18 protein-coding genes are annotated in these 22,450 nt (G+C 39.9%); all 18 read left to right on the top strand.

Annotated features, from left to right (window positions below; genetic code table 11):
• Positions 1 to 8: 8 nt before the first annotated feature.
• Positions 9 to 281 carry a hypothetical protein gene (locus IW492_RS11830; protein ID WP_202067839.1) on the top strand — a complete coding sequence of 91 codons (273 nt, stop codon included), beginning with the start codon at positions 9 to 11 and terminating at the stop codon, positions 279 to 281.
• 30 nt (positions 282 to 311) lie between these two features.
• Positions 312 to 1,301 (top strand): thiamine pyrophosphate-dependent dehydrogenase E1 component subunit alpha, encoded by a 990-nt coding sequence (locus tag IW492_RS11825; RefSeq protein ID WP_202067838.1) that lies wholly within the window; start codon positions 312 to 314, stop codon positions 1,299 to 1,301.
• A gap of 12 nt (positions 1,302 to 1,313) precedes the next feature.
• Positions 1,314 to 2,297: an alpha-ketoacid dehydrogenase subunit beta gene (locus IW492_RS11820; RefSeq protein WP_202067837.1), complete on the top strand. Its 984-nt coding sequence runs from the start codon at positions 1,314 to 1,316 to the stop codon at positions 2,295 to 2,297.
• Positions 2,297 to 3,541 carry a dihydrolipoamide acetyltransferase family protein gene (locus IW492_RS11815; RefSeq protein ID WP_202067836.1) on the top strand — a complete coding sequence of 415 codons (1,245 nt, stop codon included), beginning with the start codon at positions 2,297 to 2,299 and terminating at the stop codon, positions 3,539 to 3,541. Before IW492_RS11820 ends, IW492_RS11815 begins: the two co-directional genes overlap by 1 nt.
• A gap of 12 nt (positions 3,542 to 3,553) precedes the next feature.
• The gene (gene lpdA / locus IW492_RS11810; RefSeq protein ID WP_202067835.1) at positions 3,554 to 4,945 is read left to right on the top strand and encodes a dihydrolipoyl dehydrogenase; all 1,392 of its coding nucleotides are present in this window, start codon (positions 3,554 to 3,556) and stop codon (positions 4,943 to 4,945) included.
• Between the two features lie 319 nt (positions 4,946 to 5,264).
• Positions 5,265 to 5,780, top strand: coding sequence for an RNA polymerase sigma factor (locus IW492_RS11805; protein WP_202067834.1), 516 nt, complete (start codon positions 5,265 to 5,267; stop codon positions 5,778 to 5,780).
• A complete protein-coding gene (locus IW492_RS11800) occupies positions 5,780 to 6,853 on the top strand; it encodes a hypothetical protein (protein ID WP_202067833.1) in 1,074 nt (357 codons plus the stop codon). The genes IW492_RS11805 and IW492_RS11800 overlap by 1 nt, the downstream gene beginning before the upstream one ends.
• A 688-nt stretch (positions 6,854 to 7,541) precedes the next feature.
• Positions 7,542 to 8,393: a MurR/RpiR family transcriptional regulator gene (locus tag IW492_RS11795; protein WP_202067832.1), complete on the top strand. Its 852-nt coding sequence runs from the start codon at positions 7,542 to 7,544 to the stop codon at positions 8,391 to 8,393.
• A 114-nt stretch (positions 8,394 to 8,507) separates the two neighbouring features.
• Positions 8,508 to 9,341, top strand: a complete 834-nt coding sequence (locus IW492_RS11790; RefSeq protein ID WP_202067831.1) for a Cof-type HAD-IIB family hydrolase — start codon at positions 8,508 to 8,510, stop codon at positions 9,339 to 9,341.
• Positions 9,342 to 10,964: 1,623 nt separating this feature from the next.
• On the top strand, positions 10,965 to 12,080 hold the full coding sequence (locus IW492_RS11785; RefSeq protein ID WP_202067830.1) for a tyrosine-type recombinase/integrase: 1,116 nt from the start codon (positions 10,965 to 10,967) through the stop codon (positions 12,078 to 12,080).
• Between the two features lie 210 nt (positions 12,081 to 12,290).
• Positions 12,291 to 12,995, top strand: a complete 705-nt coding sequence (locus tag IW492_RS11780) for a winged helix-turn-helix domain-containing protein (RefSeq protein WP_202067829.1) — start codon at positions 12,291 to 12,293, stop codon at positions 12,993 to 12,995.
• 248 nt (positions 12,996 to 13,243) lie between these two features.
• Complete coding sequence (locus IW492_RS11775; RefSeq protein WP_202067828.1) at positions 13,244 to 14,557, top strand: carbohydrate-binding domain-containing protein; 1,314 nt, start codon at positions 13,244 to 13,246, stop codon at positions 14,555 to 14,557.
• A 168-nt stretch (positions 14,558 to 14,725) separates the two neighbouring features.
• Entirely contained in the window at positions 14,726 to 18,574 is a 3,849-nt protein-coding gene (locus tag IW492_RS11770) for a pectate lyase-like adhesive domain-containing protein (RefSeq protein ID WP_202067827.1), read from the top strand.
• 15 nt (positions 18,575 to 18,589) lie between these two features.
• The gene (locus IW492_RS11765) at positions 18,590 to 18,958 is read left to right on the top strand and encodes an LPXTG cell wall anchor domain-containing protein (RefSeq protein WP_202067826.1); all 369 of its coding nucleotides are present in this window, start codon (positions 18,590 to 18,592) and stop codon (positions 18,956 to 18,958) included.
• Positions 18,955 to 19,758, top strand: a complete 804-nt coding sequence (locus IW492_RS11760; RefSeq protein ID WP_202067825.1) for a WxL domain-containing protein — start codon at positions 18,955 to 18,957, stop codon at positions 19,756 to 19,758. The genes IW492_RS11765 and IW492_RS11760 overlap by 4 nt, the downstream gene beginning before the upstream one ends.
• A 34-nt stretch (positions 19,759 to 19,792) precedes the next feature.
• Positions 19,793 to 20,554, top strand: coding sequence for a WxL domain-containing protein (locus IW492_RS11755; protein ID WP_202067824.1), 762 nt, complete (start codon positions 19,793 to 19,795; stop codon positions 20,552 to 20,554).
• Between the two features lie 96 nt (positions 20,555 to 20,650).
• Entirely contained in the window at positions 20,651 to 21,745 is a 1,095-nt protein-coding gene (locus tag IW492_RS11750) for a DUF916 and DUF3324 domain-containing protein (RefSeq protein WP_202067823.1), read from the top strand.
• Between the two features lie 24 nt (positions 21,746 to 21,769).
• Positions 21,770 to 22,438 carry a hypothetical protein gene (locus tag IW492_RS11745; protein ID WP_202067822.1) on the top strand — a complete coding sequence of 223 codons (669 nt, stop codon included), beginning with the start codon at positions 21,770 to 21,772 and terminating at the stop codon, positions 22,436 to 22,438.
• The last annotated feature ends 12 nt before the right edge of the window (positions 22,439 to 22,450 follow it).

The raw sequence follows: 22,450 nt of genomic DNA, 5'->3' as shown, positions 1-22,450 counted from the left end.
GGGTGTATATGAAAACTATTTTAGTAGCTGCAGGCACATCAGACAATAAACGTAATTTTGCTGTAACGTTCATTCAAAATTATTTAAATGAACAGGATGTAGAAGCAGCAGTAACAGGAAAAAGCATTTATGAAGTCTCTGAGCTTGATCTGGAGGTTTCCGCAATAGTTGTTATCGGTCAGCCGAATTTTCAGACGGATGTCCCGGTTATTGACGGGACAGCTTTTATTACAAAGTTTGGGATGGAAACCTGCTGTGAACAGATAATAAATGCACTTTAACGGATGAATCAGGTGAGGAGGAAAAAAAGAATGAATATGTCAATACCAAATGAAGCGCAGTTATCAGATGAACAGCTCAAAGAAATTTTTGAAACGATGTGGACGATTCGTTTTTTTGATGAAAAAGTTGATCAGCTTTTTGCTAAAGGGGTGATTCACGGAACGACCCATCTGGCAGTCGGACAGGAAGCAACTGCAGCTGGCAGCGGAGCTGTGCTGAGAAAAACAGATTGGATTACAGCCACGCACCGGGGACATGGACAAACGATTGCCAAGGGAACAGATATTCAGGCTATGATGGCTGAGCTTTTTGGACGTACAACGGGAACGAACAAAGGAAAGGGCGGCTCCATGCATATTGCTGATTTGGATACGGGAAACCTTGGTGCAAACGGAATTGTCGGCGGAGGCTTCCCAATTGCAGCAGGAGCAGCACTGACTTGTAAAATGAAGGGACAGGATACGATTGCTCTGGCTTATGCAGGCGATGGCTCCACGAATGAGGGAAGCTTTCATGAATCACTGAACCTGGCCGCAATCTGGGATTTACCAGTTATTTTTTTCATCGAAAATAATCAATATGGCATGAGTGGTTCAGTGAAAAAGATGACTCGAGTAGAACATCTTTCTGATCGGGCGACGGCTTATGGAATGGAAGGTGTGACGATTGACGGCAACGATCTGATTGAGGTGATAAATACAACCTGCAAAGCAGTTGAGAAGGCCCGCAGAGGAGAAGGGCCAACCTTGATTGAAGCATTGACCTATCGGTGGAAAGGACATTCTAAATCGGATGCCAAGAAATATCGAACAAAAGATGAAGAGGCAGATTGGCGAAAAAATAAAGACCCGATTCAGCTGGCAAAAGAGCGATTTATTGAATCGGGAATTTTTACAGAGGAAGAAGCAGAAGCAATCCGTCTGCATGCGAAGCAGGCTATTGAAGAAGCCGTCGTATTTGCTGAAAAAAGTCCAATGCCGGCACTGGATACATTGTATGAAAATGTCTATGCGGATTAGGAGGGAAGGCCAATGAGAGAAATAACCTATGCTGAGGCGGTTAGAGAAGCCTTGTCTGAAGCAATGCGGGAGAGTGAAGATGTATTTATGCTGGGAGAAGATATCGGCATATATGGCGGTGCCTTTGGTGTCAGTCGAGGGATGGTCGAAGAGTTTGGCGAAGAGCGCATTCGTTCTACACCAATCTCGGAATCTGTGATTGCAGGAGCATCAGTTGGTGCTGCGATGACTGGAATGCGTCCGGTTTTCGAAATTCAATTTTCAGATTTTGTAACAATTGCACTGGACCAAATTGTCAATCAGGCAGCTAAAATTCGTTATATGTACGGCGGAAAGGCCAAGATTCCATTAGTCATGCGGACCCCCGGCGGTTCTGGGACAGGAGCAGCTGCACAGCATTCTCAGAGTTTGGAAAACTGGACGGCTCACGTGCCTGGATTGAAAGTGATTCAACCGGCAACGGCGTATGATGCCAAAGGACTGCTTCATGCGGCAATTGAAGATGATAATCCGGTGATGTTTTATGAACATAAGCTGTGCTATCGGACATCTTCTGATGTGCCGGAAGGAAAATATACAATTCCTATTGGGGTAGCGGATATTAAAAGAAGCGGTTCAGATATAACTATTGTTGCGACGGGAATTATGGTGCATAAAGCATTAGAAGCAGCGGAACAATTAGGAAAAGAAAATATTGAAGCAGAAGTTATCGATCCGCGCACGCTGGTTCCTTTGGATAAACAGACGATTATTGACTCAGTGATAAAAACCGGTAAAGCAGTTGTAGTGACAGAAGCAGTCAAGCGCAGCGGATTTAGTGCTGAATTGGCTAGTGTGATTGCGGAAAGTGAGAGCTTTGATTTTCTGGATGCGCCGATTATCCGACTTGCAGGTAAAGAAGTGCCTATTCCTTATCATCCGGAGCTGGAAAAACTGGCTGTTCCACAGGTAGAAGATATTGTTGCTGCCTGCCGTGCATTGAAGGAGGGAGTTTGATGGCACATGAAGTATTAATGCCTAAACTGAGCTCAACAATGGCTGAAGGAACGATTACCGTCTGGCTGAAGGAAGAAGGAGATTCCGTTGAGATTGGCGAAGCCATTTTTGAAGTCATGACTGATAAAATTGCCATTGAGGTGGAAGCGTATGAAGAAGGTACGTTGCTGAAGCGGTATATTGGCGACGGTGAAAGCGCACCTGTCAATGCGGTCATTGCCTATATTGGTGAAGCCGGAGAAAGCGTACCGGAGGAGATGCCGAGAGTGAGCGGAGGCGAAAGATCGGCTGAAGAGGAAGCGCCTTCTGCAGACACACCAAAAACTGATAGTGAAGCAATGAAATCAGAAACGAGCCAGCCAACTGAAAGCAAAATCCGTGCCACTCCGGCAGCCCGCAGAGCGGCCAGAGAAAAAGGGGTTGATCTTAAAAATGTGACAGGCTCAGGACCGAAAGGACGGATTCAGGCGCTGGACGTACAGAACTATCAGGTACAAGCGGAACCATCAAAAGAGTATGCAGGAACAGGCAAATCTTCGAAGGCAGCAGCTGTTTTGCCGTGGCAGGGAATGCGCAAAACTATTGCAGATCGGATGCTGATCAGTAAACAAACAGTACCACATGTAACGATGAATGCAGCTGTTGATATGTCTGCAGCAGTTAAGCTGAGAGAGCAGCTGCTGCCAATGATAGAAAATCAGACGGGCTATCGCCTTTCTTATACAGAAATTATTATGAAGGCAGCCATGGTTGCGCTTAGAGAATTTCCAGTATTCAATGCACATGTAAAAGAAGATGGCATTCATCTATTTGAAACAGTGCAGTTAGGTATAGCTGTAGCTGTTACGGAAGGGCTTGTCGTTCCAGTTATTTCAAATGCTCATCAATTAGGTTTGGGACAATTGACGAAACAAACAAAAGAACTGACTCAAAAGGCACGTGATGGAAACTTAACCGGAGAAGACATGGAAGGCGGGACCTTTACCATTAGTTCTCTGGGAGCGTCCAAAGTTCAGACCTTCAATCCAATTATTCATGTTCCAGAAGCAGCTATTTTAGGTGTGGGCGGGATGAATGAAGCTTGGGAAATGAGGAGTGTAGATGGAATCGAACATCCGATAAAAGTACCTGCGCTCCATCTAAGTTTATCCTTTGATCATCGGGCGGCAGACGGTGCGCCTGCAGCAGCCTTTCTTTCCAGAATTGTTGAGCTGCTGGAAAATCCAATGGGACTGTTACTATAAGGGGGCTCATCCATGATAAAAGAAACAGAAACAGTAGTACTTGGTGCCGGACCAGGCGGTTATGTTGCGGCAATTCGAGCAGCTCAGCTGGGTCAAAAAGTAACAATTGTTGAAGCAGAGCATATTGGCGGTGTCTGCTTAAATGTGGGGTGTATACCCTCTAAAGCGCTGATTACAGCAGGACATCGCTATCAGGAAGCTCAAAAATCTGACTTTTTAGGAGTCAAAGTCAATAAAGCAACACTTGATTTTGCAAAGACCCAAAAATGGAAAAATGAGCAAGTTGTTAAAATATTGACAAATGGCATTCGTGCATTGTTGATGAAAAATAAAATTTCCATCATAGAGGGATATGGTATTTTTACAGGAAGCCATGAACTTTCAGTTACAACGGCGGCAGGGCAGGAAACCATTCGCTTTCAGCAGGCAATTATTGCAACAGGAAGCTGTCCGATTGAGATAGCAGGATTTTCTTTTTCTGAGAGAGTGATTGATTCGACTGGCGGCTTAAACTTAAAAGAAGTTCCTGAATCTTTAGTTGTAGTCGGAGGTGGATATATAGGTTGTGAATTGGCAGGTGCCTATGCAAACCTGGGTGCAAACGTAACGATTGTGGAGGGAAGTCCTCATCTGTTACCATCATTTGAAGCAGATATTCAGCAACTCATTGAAAAGAGCTTTCAGCGAAAAGGCGTCAGGATTATCACAAATGCCAAAGCTAAACAAGCTGAATTGCAGGCTGATCAAGTTGAAACGGAGATTGACTATTCAGGGAAAATAGAAAGGCTTATCAGTGATTATGTTATGGTCACTGTCGGAAGAAAACCAAATACGGAGGGACTGGGACTGGAAAAGCTAGGTCTTCAGACAGACAGGCGCGGACTGCTTCCTGTTAATGAGCGGTATCAAACAGAAGTGGCTCACATTTATGCAATAGGCGATATTGTCGAGGGCTTGGCTCTGGCACATAAAGCCAGCTATGAAGGTAAAGTTGCTGCTGAAGTGATTGCAGGTAAAAATGTGGTAAAAGATTATCGTGTCATCCCGGCAGTTTGTTTCACAGATCCTGAAGCGGCAACTGTCGGCCAGACGGTTGAGGAGGCAGCAGCAGCTGGGATAAAGGCTGAAACAGCAGTTTTTCCCATGCAGGCAAATGGCCGGGCCCTTTCTCTGAATGCCACAGAAGGCTTTATTCGATTAGTGTATGAAGCTGAAACTCAGCTGCTTTTGGGAGCTCAAATAGTTGGCGTAAATGCCAGTGATTTGATTGCAGAAGTAACGCTGGCGATTGAATCCTATTTGACTTTGGAAGATATTGCACTGACCATCCATGGACATCCGACACTTTCAGAAACGATTATGGATGCTGCAGAGGTTGGATTAGGGGTGCCGATTCATAGATGACATACAATACTTGACAGAAAATAGTTAGTGATCATATAAGTTCTCCGGAAATGAATAAAAAATGTCTAAGGCTCATATAGTTACAAGAGGCAGAAATAGAAGATTCTCAGGCTTATCTGGGAGTCTTTTTTTAGCTTTACAAGAATCTTTTGTACGGCTTGTTATAATGAGTAGGAAGAAATGAAGTAACAGCTAATTAGTAAAATGTAGGTTGAAGTGTGATGGAAACTTTTTCATTTCTGTGCAACCATTTCCTGTATTTCTTACTCTAATCAATATAGGTTAAAAGTTAATGGAGAAACTCAAAGGAGGAGCTGGCTTGGCAAGTGATATATTTTTAGTGAAAAAAGCTCAAAAAGGCAGTAAAGAAGCATTTGTTCAATTAATTCAAGGCTATGAAAGGATTTTGTACAATACCGCATACCGTTTTTTACGAAATGAGCAGGATGTTGCAGATGTGCTGCAGGAAACGATACTTACTGCGTATCAAAAAATTAATCAGCTTAAACAGCCGCGTTATTTCAATACGTGGCTTTGTCGTATATTGATTAATCAGTGTAAACAGCTGTTAAATACGGAAGCTTATGCAGATATTGAAGACTATCAAATTTCAGTTGATACGAAAGAGACAGATAAGCTGGTACTGGATGAATTGCTTAATAACCTGAGTTCAATTTATCGAATTCCTCTTATTTTATATTACTACAATGGTTTTTCAGTGAAAGAAATCAGTGAGATTTTAGCGGAGCCTTTAGGAACAATTAAATCTCGTTTGGCTCGAGGACGTGCATTATTGGAAAAAGAATATACTCATTCAGAAGGAGGAGTCATGTGATGAAAGATTTTGAAAGAGAACTCAATGAAAGTATGCAGAAAGAACGAACTGTTTCCAAAGAATCCCGCCAGGCGTTTGATAAGGCGTATCAGAAAATCTATCAAGAAGCACCAATACTTCGAACAAAACAGAAACGTACTCCCCCTTATCTGGTGGTCGCCGTGATTGTTGTTATTGGTGCATCCTTAGTGATTACACCGATCGGCAGAGCAATGACTAATTTTCTTCGTTTTGGGCAATTTACTTCAAAGACACTTCAAGAAAACGGATTTGTTACCCAGCAAAGTGTGAAATCAATAAATGAAAATATTGAGATTGAATTGACAGAAGTTTATGCAGATCAAAATCAGATTGGGCTTCATTTTACTGCTCAGCTTCCTGAAGGTTCTAGGTTTACAGATGAAGACATTGAGTTCTATAATATGAACTTTATACTTAAAAATGGTGATGGCAGTATTTTAGTAGATTTTTTCAGTGGATTGACGATAGAGACAGATAAACAGCTGTATTTGTTTTCTGTAATTACACCGAATTCACATTTTGATAAGAGTACGAACCTGTTGGAATTGACCTATCAACTGCACTCGGATTCCGGGAATGTACCGAAGCTTGAAAATGCAACAGTGGAAATCACAGGAATAAAAGCAGTTTATCAAACGAATGATGATGAACCTGGAGAATATCAAATGACAACAGAAGAAATTGAAGGATCATGGAAATTATCGATTGACACGGGAAAAATCAATACGTTTGAGGCCGTTGATTTTCTTCCAACGGACAGCAAAAAAGCAGCAGATATTCGGGGAACGGCTTACCCGAGTTCATTTATACTGCTCAGTGAAATACCATTTACTGAGACAAACTATTTCGATGACATGCGAATCGTTACAGTGATGGATGGTGTAGAAGAAAGCTATCCGCTGATGCAGACTTCACTTGTTGAAGAAAACGGAAAAGAATATACTCAGTTTATATTTGATTATCCCAGATATGATGAGGCGAAGATATTGAAGGTTAAATATTTGGATACTGCCACAATGGAGGAAGTATCAATTGAACTTGAACAACGATAAGTTATCTATTTATTGGCATAGTAAAAATACAGCTGTTGTTGCTAAGCGATTTTATACCGTTTTAAAATATCTCAAAATTCTTCTGAAAAAGCTTGTTGTTTTTTTGAGATATAGTTGGAAGAAGCAGTTGGAGCCGAAAAAAGGATGACAGACTATTGCGAGTAACCAATCTGATCATTTTTTGAATCGAAAGTAAATGAATATGGATCGGGCTTTTCAATTCATGTCAGGGGTTCTATTCAGAGTTGCCCAATCTTTTTTATTTTTCCTTTTTGCAGGTTTGTCAGAGCCAAACCAAAATCTGCTGTATTTGATATAATGGATCAGTAGAACTCTTAGGAGTGAGGTATCAACAGGTGAGTCTGCCGGATAACAGAACAGCCTTATGTATCTGTGCTATAAAATTAAAGAATATGACTGCTTAAGTTGGGACTGGCAGGTTTGCCTAATTCCTAAAAAGATGTTCTCTTTATTATTCAAGCAACAAATAAACCTTAATAAAAATTAGGGCGTGTCTGAAAAGTTAGTGGTATTCGAATTTTTCAGTGATTTTTGTTGAAATCAAGGAAGAAAACACACCTTATGTGGTTCATAAGCGAGTATTATGGCGAGGAGTTCAATAAAAATCATCAAACTATTCGCCGCTTGAGTTTTCAGACACACCCTAGTATTCTGGAGGTGCAGTTCAATGAATATACTGGCAAAAATGGCTGGACTTGGAAGTTTAACAACGAATGAAAAAGTACTGGTTGATTTTATTCTGACAAATCCCAAAGAAGTTATCAATTGTCGACCTGCGGAACTGGCTGCGCAAGCCTTTGTTTCTGTTGCAACAATTTACAGGCTGATTAACAAGTTGGAACTAAACGGAATTGGCGAACTGAAAATTGAAGTTGCCTCAATTCTTAGAACATCCGCTCAAAAAGAAGAAATTGATTATGATTTTCCGATTTTGGAATCTGATACGCCTTTTCAAATTATGCAGAATCTTAGTAATATCTACGCCTATACGATTGATGAAACGGTAAGCTTTGCTGATCCGGAACAGCTGGCGGCTGTTGGTCAGGCTTTACTGAAGGCAAAGGTGATTGATGTGTACGCAGCTTCTGCAAATGTGTTTTTTGCAAAGAATTTTAAGTTTCAGATGCAGGAAATCGGGGTGCTGATTAATGTGCCGGAAGAGGATTACATTCAGCGGCTTTCAGCAGCCAATAGTAATAAAGACCATGCTGCAATTGTTGTTTCTTTTGGCGGAAGAGGTCAGACCGTGAAGGAGGTAGTGAAAATACTAAATAAAAATGATGTTGAAATCATTTTAATCACATCAACGCAGGATAACCCGCTGGCTGAATATGCGGCACATAAACTGTATTTGGCTTCAGCAGAAAATCACTACAATAAAGTTTCTTCATTTTCGACAAGGTTCTCATTGCTGAGTATTTTTGATCTGCTGTATTCGATTTACTTTAATCATAACTATGATAGAAATGTCCGTTATAAACTGAAAAACTATCAAAAAATGAACAGAAAACTGGAATAATTTTTCAAAAACAGAGCTGATTTTATTTAATCTGAAAAAAACTTTCAATTTTCTCAGATTCTGTCTTTTCAATGTTTTTGAGAGCTATAATCTTCCTAAAAGGAGGCTGGATTTATGAATATCGAAGCAATTATCTTGGACATAGATGGAACATTATTGAACGACCAGAAAGAAATTACAAAGAGAACAAAAGAGGTACTGATCTCCGCTCAGAAAAAGGGTGTGAAGCTGATTCTGGCTTCAGGCAGACCCACGACTGGAATGTTGACATATGCGGAGGCGCTGGATATGCCAAAATATCACGGCTTGCTGGTTTCATATAATGGGTCAAAAGTGATTGACTGTCATTCAATGAAAGAGCTGTTTAATCAGGCAATGTCTGTTGAAGAGGGAAAAGCGGTTCTTGAACATATGAAGCAGTTTGATGTTAAGGTAATGATTGATAAAGAAGATTACATGTATGTGAATGATGTGTATAATGAAAAACTCGTCTATCGCGGAGAAGAAATTAATATTATTCAATATGAAGCACGCGGAGGTAATTATAAACTTTGTGAGATATCTGATCTGGCAGCATTTTTGGACTATCCTATCAATAAAATACTGACAGCCGGTGATCCGGCTTATATGACTGCAAACTACAAAAAAATGATGGCACCATTTGAGAATATTTTGAACTGCATGTTTACAGCAGACTTCTATTTTGAATTTACAGCAAAGGGGATTGATAAAGCTAAAGCTTTAGATACAATATTGAAGCCACTGGGCATCCCTCATGACAAGATGATGGCTTTCGGAGATGGACATAACGATCTTTCCATGATTAATTATGTCGGGACTGGTATTGCAATGGAGAATGCTGTAGATGAACTGAAAAAAGCATCGCAGCAAGTGACATTGTCAAATAATGAGGAGGGGATTGCACACATCCTTGAATCTCTGATTTAAATGGTTTTTAAGTGAGTCCAGTTAAGTGGGCGGAAACATTAAAAATAGAGAAGGCGTACGCAAAAGCATGGCAGAGTAGGTACATTTAGTTGGCTAAATCTGCACTGAAAAGTGTATGTCTTCTTTTTAATAAGCTGGATCTTTTTATTTAGAAATGATTAAAGGCTCTTACGTGTAAGGTCTTTAAATGAGAGGAATTAGGAAGTGCTGATTAATTTTATAAAAAGGAAAATATAAAAAGATAAATTTCTTCTGAAAATAGCTTTTAGAAGAAACTCAGGTTATCTTTAAAAGGATGCAGCTCATTTGTGTTAGTGCGTTGACTGGATTAAAACTAAGATATGCTTCTTGTCAAAGAAACGTACATCAGGTACATCCCTAACTGGAGTCAAACTAGCTGTAAAGCAGTACAACACTTAACTGAGCTTGTTTCTTTCAAGGAATACTTATTGAAGCTGTGCATTGCAAACTTCTAATAAGGCTATATATTTAACCCCATTTATCCTCTACCCAAGCTTTACATAACCATCTCACTAGATGTTCCTGCAATAATGGGAAATCCTTGTATCTATGAGTCTCACTACACTACACTACACTTCGTTTCGATCTCATCAATCTCTAAACGGCAGAGCCATTAAGAATTGAAGGACTTCGTTTCGATCTCAACAATTTCCAAATGGCAAAGCCACTAAGAATTGAAGGACTTTATACGATTCTCGATACAAACGCATCTACTTGGAAAAGCGTTGGCATGTCTTGTATGTGCTTATAAGACATGCGACGAGCATTCGAAGAAGCGTAGAAGTATGCTTTTAATACAGGTTTAAAGCTGCTCCTTTTTGTCATTGAAGCATACAAATTAACATTTTCTATCTTTGAACATCATTTATAAATAATCTTTTATTATGACTTGGTCAGAACACAATTCAATTTTGTACTATTATATAGTAAATATATAGCAAATTAAAAGCGCTTTCGAACGGATCAGTTTATTTGAATCGGATTAATTTGGAAAGACATTTTCAATAGATATTGGAATGGATTGATAGAAATAAATAAATTTTGAAAATGAAGACTAGCGTAGTACTTTTTAGGTAAAGAGAAAGGAACTAATTTTTTAATCGCAAAGACTGGTTTCTATTTTTTTATATCATAGAAAAATTTTATTATCACTACTTTTAAAAGGTGTTTTTGATAAGATAAAGGTGTAAAAAAAGAACGGTTTGATGAAAATAAAATAGTAAAATGTTTAATATAGGGAGTTTGGTTAATAAAAAGTATAATACATGTTGTCCATTTTTTGATAGATATCAAATTTTTCGAAGGTTGAGAAGAGTATGTTTGAGGAAACGTTCGAAATAAAAAAAACTTTTCTTTTTCTTGGAACTGCATATTCCAAGAAACGGAAAAGATATATTATATCGAATATATATAGATTATAGTATACGTATTTTTTAAAGTCTATCTCAAAAACGATAAAATATTTATCAGTTTTTTGTTTATAAAACGAAAAAAATGAGAAAACAAACAAAATCTAATGTATTACAAGACTTTTCCATACTGTCTGTTATCAAAAATATTGTATGAACCGTCAAACAAACCGTCAAACAGGGAGTGGAATTAATGGTCAAAAGAGGAGAAAACATTTATAAAAGGAAGGATGGCAGGTGGGAAGGAAGATATAGAAAAGCAAGAAATCAGAATGGAAGAATTATATATGGGTATATTTATGGGAAGAAGTACAGTGAGGTAAGAGAAAAACTGTCTCAAAAAAGAACAACTGTTTTGGACGAGCCCAGCACAGTATACGATGGAACAATCTCTGATTGGCTGGATTACTGGTTAAGTACGGCAGTTAGAGTTCGCGTGAAACCTTCAACTTGGACTAACTATGAATCCAAATCCAGAAATCATATCCGTCCATATCTAGGTAAAAAGAAGCTTTCTTCTATTGAACGAAAAGACATCATTGCATTTATTCAGCAGTTATCAGCGCTTAGATACTCTGAAAACACCATAAAAAATATTCTGACAATACTGAAAAGTATGTTCAACTATGCTTTGGATTATGAATATATATCCGGCAATCCATGCTCAAACATCTCCATCTCCGCAAGGAAAGCAAAAAAAGTACGTGCTCTGTCTATTGACACTCAAAGGAGATTGGAGGCTCTTTCTTTTCAAGAGAGGGAATGCTCCGCTGTGATTATTGGATTGGCAACAGGGATGAGAATTGGAGAAATATCGGCTTTGAGATGGGAGGATATTGATTTTTACAGGGAAGTCATTACTGTTCAGCGAACATTGCAGAGAATTCCTGATCTTGAAAATACAAAGAAAACGAAAATAATTATCAGTAGTCCTAAAACCAGCAGCTCTCAACGTGATATTCCCCTGCCAAAATATTTAAAGGAATATTTGTTAAGCAAAAAAAGACTGGCAAGCTCAGAATATGTTATATCTGCAAATGGCAGCTTTGCAGAACCAAGAGTCATAAATTATCGTTTAAAGAAATTACTTGAAACAGCAGAGATGGAAGTGTTCAGCTTCCATGTGTTGAGACATACTTTTGCGACACGTTGTGTTGAAAGCGGAGTAGATGTGTCATCTTTGAGTAAATTGTTGGGGCACACCTCAACAAAGCTGACACTGGATACCTATACCGATTCAATGTGGGAAAAACGAAAAGAAGCAATGACCTTGATGGATCAAAAGCAATTTATTGAACGAATAAATTAAATAATGAATGATAGCCGTCAGAATGACCGTCATCATACTGAAAAAAGACTAGCTTTGATAGAAAAAAGCCAGTCTTTTTCTTTTATTATGCAGTTCCCGGAAACGACCATACATGTCTGTATCTTAATCAAATAATAACGTATAAAAAAGAATTTTAAAAAAAATTTGCCTGAAAAAAGTAAAAGAGACAAGGATTAAGGAGGAAGAGCTATGTACAACATAGGTGTGAATCAGTTGAGTGGAGACTTTGAACATACATACATAGGGACACTTGAGAAATCGAAATGTAATGTCTTCCAAGTTGACAAGGAAAATGTAGAAAAACTGGTCAGCAATCTTGATGGGGTGATCCTTAAAGAAGATGATACGCAAAATATGGGGGTTATCTGTGGATTGATAATGAAAATTAAGGAAAAATCAAATCCTCTGATTTGGGTCTTTTCTGATCAGCCGTCAGCCACTCAAAAAGTCCTTTATCTTCAATTAGGGGCCGACGGTACTTTTTCATCAGAAAGTGAACCTGAGGAGGTCAATTTAATCATTGAGAATTCGTTGAAAAGATATCAAAAATTGAAAAAGGAAGAGCACAGTAATGATTTGGAAAAGATCAAAGGGAAAAGTGATTCATTGGTTGAATTGATTCCTCATAACGTAAGCGTGAAGATGCATCCGGATGCAGAGGAGATACCGCTGACCAGGCTGGAGTTCCAGCTGATGAAGCTTCTTCATAAGAACCAGTCAAAAGGGGTCACATATAAGGAAATCTATGAAGTAGTCTGGAAAATACCTTACAAGGACAATAAATACAGAGTAGCAAATTTAGTATTTCATTTAAGAACGAAGCTGGAGAATGCTGGTGCAGAGCCGACAATTATTCGAACTGTCCGTTCCAAGGGTTATATGCTGGTCGTTTAGTCTGAGTTGATTAAGTATTAAATGTCTGACTTAAAGATTTTTGGGAGAAGTCATACACCCATTGGCAGCTGTAAAAGGTTCGCTATGAGGTGATGACCATATAATTCACTTTAAAATAGCAAATGGGGAGGCGTTCGTTGGGAGAGGAAAATGATTGTTTCAATTGAATAAAGAAGATCGGTCATTCATTTGATGCAATTGAAGAGTTATTGATTTACAGAAGTTTTACTAAAGAAAGGGAGAAATATATGTTAGGAATTAAAAGAACAACCAGAGTCTTGTTAGTTTCACTTTTTGCAGTACTGTTCATTGTGGCTGGAGGCTTGAAAGCATCTGCAGCTTCTGTCTTAACGTCAGCAACAGATTTAAAAGGATATGATGCGACTGTTACAACTAAAGCAGATGGAACTAATATTTTGACCACTAAAAAGGGTGAATACGTTCTGAATGAGCAGTCTTCTCTTTATAGTTCAAAAACAATCACGATTACACTAAACAACACGGTTCCGGTTGATATGGGTGCCATTAATGTAAAAAGTACTCTGGAATTCAAAGGAAATGGAACATTGAATGTTACGACGACTGGAGAAACAGGTATTTATGTAGGGGCGCATTTAAGAGCATTTAAGAGCACTAAATATGGAAAAGGTCATGTTACAGCTATAGCTGCCGGCACAGGATTATTTGTTCATAATGAAATCCAAATGGAAGGCGGAACAGTAGAAGCATACGGGAAAAAATATGGTATCTACTGTGAAAATGATATTAAGCCATACTATGATGCTGTGTTGAAAGGAACGGCCAGCGAAGGAATCGGAATCTATGCATACAGAGATATCTATGCTTGGAAAGGTGCAACAGTTGTTGGGGAAGGTCATGTAGCCGGTGCCCGCTCAATTATTGCTCATATTCAGGCAGAAGATGCCGGAAGCTCAATCACTGGTATTTCTACAAATATTAACAGCCAATATTCAGCATTACATGCAGATAAACAAATGCTGCGTGCTTATTCAGGCGCAATTGTTCGTGAAGAATATAAGAAACCAACCTTCAAAATTACAGATGATGTTCCTGTCTTTGTTACAGACTTTACAAGTGTTGCCCGCAATATGAAAAACATGAAAAACTACAAATGGTATTCGGAGCCTGACAATGTATTTTTAAACAGCGATGGCGGACTGCTGGGAGACCTTTCTAAAGGTTCACCAAAACAGTTGAAAATTGTTGGCTATCGTCAAGACACTAAAGTGAACAAGAATGAAGTGACACAGCTGAAATCAAATGGGATACATGAAGTAATTTTCTCAGAGGCCCCAACTGATTTTACTGTTCCGGTAACTGTGAAGTACTGGGTGAATGAATATAGCGGCGATGATTTTTATCTATACAGTGAAGAAACAATTGATTATCCAATTGGGGAAGTATTTAACTATGAGAATCATTTAGTAGATTTTTCAGCATATGAACATACTTTTGTAGAAGTGGATGTTGAAACATTTGTTGTTGAAAAAACAGATTCAGGCTATGTAGTTAACTACTACTACAAAGTCGATTTCGATTAATAATAACTTTAGATAATTTTAGCAAAATACCTTAGCTTTTTACTGACAGATGATTTCTTTTTTCTCTGTTTCGTTTAACAGATTGATGAATCAGTGAGCGGAACAGAGAGAATTGAAATAGATGCGTTAATAAATGACGCACCAATTCTCGAAGAAAGGAGGAAAATAATGAAAAAAAATAAAAAGAAGTATTTTATCGGACTCTTTTTCATTTTAGTGAGTTTGGTTGCTGTTTTTTCCATTAAACAGTGGCAGACATCGCCTGTAAAAGGAGCTGAAAAGAGCATTGTTACACTGGAGCAGACAACTCTGGCAGATGATGAGAAAATGAACTACCTGAAAATGGAGATTACTGATTTCAGTCAGGATATTAGCTTGAAATCAAATAATGCAGTGTTGTATTCAGAAGCACTTCTTGATGCATTGCCGTCTGAGCTTTATGACGACGTGAAGGCTGAAGAAAATGCGGACAGCTCAGAATTAACGATTTCTTTTTCTAAAGATCTTTCTTTAAAAGAGCCGCTGGAACTGGTTATTGAAGTCTTGCCAAATGAAGTGAGTGTTGAATCTGGAAGGGTGGAAGCAGTTGTTGGCAAGCAGACGGTTGCTGAAACAACACTGGATTTTCAGCCTTCTGAAACAATTCAGAGAAATCCGACAGACATTCTGCCAACCGCTTTAGCAGTACCCTATGCAGTTAATCCTGTTTCAGTAACAACTTGGGCAGAGTTAGTAATAGAGTTGGGTAGTCCCGATGTTGATCAGATTAACCTTGCTGCAGATATCACAGCTACAAGTAATGTCAGCGTAAACCGTGAAGTCATTATAAATGGTCAAGGTCATTCATTAACGATGGGCAGATATTCATTTCAGCCGACAGCTGCTGCGCATATGATTATGCAGGATTTCTCCTACACGGCAACGAACTCTGTTGTCTCAGGTTTGGGTGCTTTAACAGTAACTGGCAAGGTTGAAAGTCTATCCGGAAATACTGGCTCCATTGCATTAATGGAAGGCGCAACAATTGTATTGGATGCTGTCGATTTGACAGTTGATGCCGGAAGCTCGTCAGAAGCAATTTTTGTTTCCAAATTTTTTACAGTCACCAACGCCTCTCAGGTTAAGAGTTATGCTGAAAAGTTTTTCGGAAACTATGATGATTCTGCCGTGGGTTCTCAGATTGTTGTTGAAAAGCAATCACAGGTTTATACCCACAGTATGAAAGGAACCACATCCAATGACCGTGGTCAGGCGTGGGATATTCGAGCACAGGCTGATTTTTATGTTAAGGATCAGGGAACGTATTTGTATGTTGAAGGAGATGGACAGCAGCAGGCTTCCAGAGGAGGCATTTTCCTGATGAACAGGGACAATTCCACTATTAATGTATTGGATGGTGCCATGTTTGATTTACATTCCATTCATACCTCTGCAGTTGTTTTGATGAGTCAAAATGGCGTATTTAATGTTAGGAATGATTCAGAGCTTAATATTATTCAGGATGACGACCATGGATATACTCTGGGAGCAGCTTTACGGTTCAGAGTTCGTGGTGCAATGACATTTAATATTGAAGAAAATTCTGGAATTAATATTGAGAAAAAAGCAGGGCGTGCTGCAGGAATTCGTATGTATGGTGCAGACAATAAGGTTTATGTTCGAACAGGCTCAGATTTTACTGTACTAAATAATGGAGATGGGACAGCAAGGAATCCGGGGTCAGACGGAGCCAATCAGGGGATACACTATGATAGTGCTTCTGGCGGCGGAAGTGAGTTTAACTTGTTTGATGAAGATTCCAATGTGGAAATCACTGCTCTTACAGGTGCTGCGATTGATGCACAAAACTATCCTATGCAAATCAGAGCAGAGGAGGGCACCTATTTCGTTGCCAGAGGACAAACGGCTTCAGCATCGTCAGGAAGTACCTCTGCTATCTTTAATTCAGGTGTAACAGACATTGAGTTTGGAACAATGAAGTATTTTGATTTCACCAATACACGTTCTGGCGGCGGCCAAATATTTAATAACAGCACAGGATCAATATTTACAGCTGCTGATACAGATGTAGCTTTCTGGATTAAAGGGAAAGATGTGACCGGAAATCCGGATAAATCATTTGTGAATGTGAATTTTACACTATCAACTACATCAGGCAGTACCAATGCTAACCTTGGTAATTTTGTTTCTGGCAGTGCAGAAGTTCAGCAGTTTTTAGCTGAAAATTCAAAGCTGCAAAACATGACCAGAATGAATGGAAACAATCAACGACCGGTTGTTGATGAATTACGAGTTCCTACCAATGCAGATAAATATATTTGGGGGCATGCAGGAGTACCGGAAGGGAAACATGACGGGAATCGTTCTGCATTTACCAATGAAGTAATGGTGAAAGCGAACATCCTTGATTCAACTGGAACGACAATTATTCATGAAGGGCTTCAGGGAACGATTGTTGAAGGAATAGTAGGCTCGGGCACCGTCTCGGTTTATGGAGATGACGAACGTGCCGGGATTTTCAGAATTGCTGTACCGGATGATGCGTTTCTTCCTCAAGATTACAAGGTGGAAGTAACAGATGCCTGGCGTGGTGATCTGGAAAATAACAAAGCGCACATTAGTACTGTGGACGATATACAGACACCCCGGCGAACTGTTTTGGATGTAACACCGCCGGAGCCAGCTGTACTGACAGATGAAAATCTGAATAATGCGACAAAGGTACTTTCCGGTGAAAATGCAGAAGCAGGGGCAACAGTCTATGTGTATTACGATACAGGTGACAAAGCGGTTGGAACACTGCTGGGAACTGCAGCTGTTGAAGCTGATGGCAAATGGTCATTCAATCTTCCTTCTTATTTAGATAAGACCAAACAATTAAGTGTCTATCTGGAAGATAAGGCTGGGAAGCATACAGCAGCAGAAGTTGTTTCTGAAGCAGGTGCGGTACCAGTTCTCTATGATCAGGTTGGTTTAATTAAACCGCCGGTAACGAATACGGTAAATGGGAATATTAATCCATATAACGATTTGGCTTACCATGATGCGGTATTTAAAGGTGTAGAAAAATATACAGTGGCGGATATTTTACCAGATCAGCCAAGTATTGAAAAAGCGGCTTCTGCTTATCGAAATAATGTGGAAGTGGCAAATACTCAGGTTGGAGATACCCTGCTTTACACTTTAACAATCAAGAATAATAAAGACAGCAGCTATGCAACCAACTGGAAAGCAGTTGTTGCAACAGACATCATTCCTGATACAGTGATATTTGATCCAGCTACTGCTGAAGTGACTGTGGATGGAATAGTTGTAACTTCGCCAAATGGGTATACCTATGATACAGATACACGTCTGTTGTCGGTTAATCTGGGCGATCTTGCCACACAGGAGAGTGTAGTTGTCACATTTAAAACAACGGTTGGATATTCAGCTACAGGAACAGAAATTGAGAACACAGCGAAAGCAGAAGGAGATTCTCCGAGAGAAACACCGTTTGTTGCAGGTCCTGTTAATCCGAATGCAGATCATGAAACCTATTGGGCAGAATCTGGTGTAGCGAAAAATCCGGGCGGCATCATTTATGGTGTGCTGGAGCTGAGTTCAGCACCGAATAAGATTGATTTCGGCTTGAAAGAGGCTCGCAGTTATGGTGAATTCCATGCGAAAAATCCAACGTACGATACGCCGCTGATTGTTAGTGACAGCCGTGCAGTATTTACGGACTGGACGTTAACGGCAACAGTGACTGAAGTGATGACTTCTCAAAATGATCCTTCTTATACATTGCCGAATGCGCTGATTTATAAGAGTGATAATGGGGAAGAGACTCTTGGTCTGAATCAGTCCAGAGTTATTCTGACACAGCATCATACGGCGAGCGGCGCATACAATGTTAGTGAAAACGAATGGGAAAATAAAGACAATGGGTTTGAGTTGAAGTTGAATGCAGCACAATACAGAGAAATGAGCGAGTATCGGGCAACAATCCTGTTCACGCTGAGTGAAACATATTAAAAGGAGGGAATAGTGATGAAAGTGAAAAAATTGATTTATCTGCTGTTTTCTTCCTTGGGATTGCTGCTTTTATCGGGTGCCTTTCTTCCTGTTGCCTACGCACAGGAAGAAATCGGAGGAGCTGTTCAGACGAATGGAGAGATTGGTTTTTATGAGGGAGATGCACCAATTGTTGATTCTTCAACTACTAATTCTTCAACAGCGGCATCTTCTTATCCGACCACTTCAGGGAGTACAGAACCTGCAGCAGCAAAGCCTGCCGGTAAGTATCCATCTACCGGTGAATTGGTTAAGAAAAGCTTGTCCTTCAGTGGAGCTGCTCTGATTTTAATTGCCTTATTCCTGTTTCTGATGAAGCGGAAGAAAAAGGAGGCAGAAGAATGAAAAAATCATGGTTAATGAGTACCGTTCTCCTGTTTTCTTTAGGGGTGAGCTCAGTCGGTCAGAAAACAGTTCATGCAGAAAACAGCAGACAAACGGATGGTCATATTACCTTTACCGGTGATTATGATGATGAGGGGATACAAGATCCTGAGCATCCGGAGAATGAAACGGATCCGGGAGAATCGCCAGGTACATCCGGCAAGCTGCGTATTGATTTTGTTCCTCAATTTAACTTTACCGGGCACAATAAAATCTCTGATACCGATACTGTCTATCCTGTAAATGCACAGCTGTTTCATGATGAAACAGCTGCAAGAGGAAACTTCATTCAAGTATCTGATTACCGTGGGGCAGCGCTAGGATGGACACTCCAGGTTCGTCAGGAAATGCAGTTTCAGAACGCCAATACAGCTAATAGCCAGTTGAATGGGGCTGTTTTATCGCTGGATAAATCTTGGACCAATTCTACTCAGGACAAGGCTGCGGCACCAACCGTTTCCAAAGAAGTCATTCGACTGGATAATATAGGCGCAACCTATAATTTGGCGGAAGCAGCTTCTGGAAAAGGCTATGGTACATGGTCAATCTCATTTGGTGCATCTAATGATAACCCATTGGGTTTGGACAGTACATTGACGCCTAAAGTTGATGCTGAGAGCCAGCCAATGCTGGACAGCAGCTTTGGAAACAAACAAATGCAGGAAAACAGTGCAATCACGTTGTCCGTACCGGGGGCAACCAAAAAGGACCCGGTCACTTACTCAACGGTGTTAACTTGGATATTAGCCGAGTTGCCATAAATAAAACACACAAACAAACTAGGAGGAAACACACATGAAATTATCACACAAATTATGCGGAGCAGCTTTAGTAGCTGCTGCAGGGGTTGCATTGGCAGCGCCAAATACAACGAAAGCGGTAGATAATGCTAAAACAGGAACTGGACATATCGAATTTACATTTGATACAGGCACTTCAGGAGTTATCCCAACTGATCCGGGAGTTACCGATGGAACAACAATTACAAATCTGCCTTCAGTTACCAATCCTGGAGAATTTGGTATCATTGCAATTACTCCATTGGAATTTGAATCTCATGATGTATTGACTGCCAATACAAAACGTGACTATGATGCTTCACTATTTAAAGCTAACCCAGGAAGTACTGAAGCTGGCACTGAAGAATTTGATGTACAAAACTTTGTGAAATACCAAGATCTGCGTACACAGGAAAACCATGCATATAAATTATCTGCAACATTGACACAACAATTTACAGACACTGCAAGCGGATATGCATTGAATGGATCAAGCATCACTTACAAAAATGCACACCTGACACAAACTGGTTCTCCTGAACTGACACCGGATGCAAGTGAATTGACAACTCAGGGAACAATCAGCGAAGCAACGCCAACATTTGATTTCCTTAGTAATACAGGTGTTGACGGAAAAGGTTATGGACAGTTCGAATTGAACTTTGGCGATAAAACAACTGGTAATGAATCTGTAACAATGAATATCCCTACTTCAACTGCAGTGGGTGCTGGTGATTACAACGCTGTAATTACTTGGACATTATCTGAAACTCTTTAATTCTAAATTAAAGAACCTATCAGCCAGTAAGGTTCGCCGGCGGTTTTATAAGTCGGCGACCTTCTTTTATGAGGAGAAAGAGAGGACTTTTAAAGCATGAAAAGACGAATTGGGTGGCTTATGATCATCGTTTTATACATAGCAGGAATTGGGTGTTTGGCGACACCGACATATGCAGAAGAAACCTCTGCAGAGCAGGCAAACGGGGCAAGTCCGCTGGGATTTACCTACAAAGTAATTCAACCGGAAAATCAGCAGAATTATGAAGTTGGCTACTTTGATTTGCGTATGACTCCCGGACAACAGCAGACAGTGGAGATTCAATTGACCAATGAAGGAGAAGAGCCTCTTGACATAGCTGTTTCACTAAATGGTACAAAAACAAACGGTAATGGTGTTATAGAATATGGTCCCAGCCCGATTGATAATGACAAATCGCTAAAATATGATTTTTCTGATCTGGTGAAAGCACCGGAAACAGTGACTGTTCCGGGAAAAAGTATGGTTCCTTTGCAACTTGAAATCACCATGCCGGAAGCAACCTATGATGGTGTGATTTCCGGAGGGATTCAGCTGAAAAAGGTTGTTGATGAAGAAGCGCGAAAAAAACAAAGCGGTGTTATTAATGAATATGCTTTTATGGTCGGTATGATATTAACTGAAACAGATACGGTAGTAGAGCCTAATTTGGAACTGAATGAGGTATACGCAGGGTTAAGCAATTATCGAAACAGTATATTTGTGAATTTTTCGAATGTTGAAGCAGCCTATTTGGAAAATCTGACGATGGAAGTACAGATTATGACGAAGGATTCAGATACAGTTCTATACGATACGAAGAAAGCGAATATGCGTGTGGCGCCAAATAGTATGGTGGATTTTGCTGTTTCCATGAACGGAGAAAAAATGGTTCCGGGGGAATATCGGGCGAAAGTAGTTGGAACTTCAGGTGAACGAAAATGGGAATGGGAAGAAGGCTTTACCATCACAGATGAAGATGCCGATAAATACAACAAACAGGATGTGGAGCTGACACAGGAAGAAGGCATTAACTGGCTGCTGGTAGGAGGAATTGCCGGCGGGATGCTGATTATTGCTGTCATTATTTTCTTCATTGTGCATATTATTCGTAAGCAAAAAGAAACGAAAAAGAAAGCCTTAAGAAAACAGAGAAAAGCAAAAAGAAAATAGAGGGAAAGAAAGGAAAAAGGAAGTATGAGTATATTAGACTGGTCATTTGTCATCCTGTTATCCGGCACCCTTCTTTTTTCCCTGTTTGGCTGTCTCCTTTTTATTGGTTTTTTGCGAACCAGTAGAAAGTGGAAACGACTGAAGCGAAAACAACCGCCTAAAAAGAAGAAAAAACGACGACAGTTTTTACGCGCCTGTAAACAACTGGAAAAAAAGCGGAAAGGGCAGAGACGTCGAAGTTTGATAGTTCTTGTTTTTGCCGGACTCTTTCTGGCCAGTGGTATGTATTCCCGCTATTATCAGCAGAATCATCTGCAGGCGGAAGATGCAGATGCATTGGTGCAAAGCTATTATTTACTGGATGATGCAGCATTGCAGATTACCAATATTCAAAATGGAGATAATCCGAAAAAATCCAGCAATAATCTGCACGAAATCACCTCCCAATTAGCTAGTTACGGCGCAAGAAAAGCCAATCTGACATTAACAGAAGATGGGCAAAAGCTGCTGAATCGGCATTTTACTTTATTAAGAGAGTTGGGTGTCAATTTAAACGGGCAGTCAGCTGAAAGCCTTCAGCAAGTCGGGAAAGCAGAAGAATATCTTGCTGATATTGTCAAAGTACAGGAAAGTCAGAGTACAGTATTCAAGCGTTTTAATGTAAATGAAGGTGCATTGAAGAAAAAACAGTAAAAGACGGTCAAG

The organism is Enterococcus sp. BWB1-3, assembly GCF_016745275.1.
In the GTDB taxonomy this organism is placed as follows: Bacteria; Bacillota; Bacilli; order Lactobacillales; family Enterococcaceae; genus Enterococcus_L.
This window is presented reverse-complemented; position numbering and strand designations above follow the sequence as displayed.

Excerpts from the sequence above, each read along its gene's own strand:
- IW492_RS11760 (WP_202067825.1), top strand. The coding sequence starts at position 18,955 with ATGAAAAAATCATGGTTAATGAGTACCGTTCTCCTGTTTTCTTTAGGG.
- IW492_RS11830 (WP_202067839.1), top strand. The coding sequence starts at position 9 with ATGAAAACTATTTTAGTAGCTGCAGGCACATCAGACAATAAACGTAAT.
- IW492_RS11790 (WP_202067831.1), top strand. The coding sequence starts at position 8,508 with ATGAATATCGAAGCAATTATCTTGGACATAGATGGAACATTATTGAAC.
- IW492_RS11795 (WP_202067832.1), top strand. The coding sequence starts at position 7,542 with ATGAATATACTGGCAAAAATGGCTGGACTTGGAAGTTTAACAACGAAT.
- IW492_RS11745 (WP_202067822.1), top strand. The coding sequence starts at position 21,770 with ATGAGTATATTAGACTGGTCATTTGTCATCCTGTTATCCGGCACCCTT.
- IW492_RS11750 (WP_202067823.1), top strand. The coding sequence starts at position 20,651 with ATGAAAAGACGAATTGGGTGGCTTATGATCATCGTTTTATACATAGCA.
- IW492_RS11755 (WP_202067824.1), top strand. The coding sequence starts at position 19,793 with ATGAAATTATCACACAAATTATGCGGAGCAGCTTTAGTAGCTGCTGCA.
- IW492_RS11800 (WP_202067833.1), top strand. The coding sequence starts at position 5,780 with ATGAAAGATTTTGAAAGAGAACTCAATGAAAGTATGCAGAAAGAACGA.
- IW492_RS11770 (WP_202067827.1), top strand. The coding sequence starts at position 14,726 with ATGAAAAAAAATAAAAAGAAGTATTTTATCGGACTCTTTTTCATTTTA.
- IW492_RS11765 (WP_202067826.1), top strand. The coding sequence starts at position 18,590 with ATGAAAGTGAAAAAATTGATTTATCTGCTGTTTTCTTCCTTGGGATTG.
- IW492_RS11780 (WP_202067829.1), top strand. The coding sequence starts at position 12,291 with ATGTACAACATAGGTGTGAATCAGTTGAGTGGAGACTTTGAACATACA.
- IW492_RS11785 (WP_202067830.1), top strand. The coding sequence starts at position 10,965 with ATGGTCAAAAGAGGAGAAAACATTTATAAAAGGAAGGATGGCAGGTGG.
- lpdA (WP_202067835.1), top strand. The coding sequence starts at position 3,554 with ATGATAAAAGAAACAGAAACAGTAGTACTTGGTGCCGGACCAGGCGGT.
- IW492_RS11815 (WP_202067836.1), top strand. The coding sequence starts at position 2,297 with ATGGCACATGAAGTATTAATGCCTAAACTGAGCTCAACAATGGCTGAA.
- IW492_RS11820 (WP_202067837.1), top strand. The coding sequence starts at position 1,314 with ATGAGAGAAATAACCTATGCTGAGGCGGTTAGAGAAGCCTTGTCTGAA.
- IW492_RS11825 (WP_202067838.1), top strand. The coding sequence starts at position 312 with ATGAATATGTCAATACCAAATGAAGCGCAGTTATCAGATGAACAGCTC.
- IW492_RS11775 (WP_202067828.1), top strand. The coding sequence starts at position 13,244 with ATGTTAGGAATTAAAAGAACAACCAGAGTCTTGTTAGTTTCACTTTTT.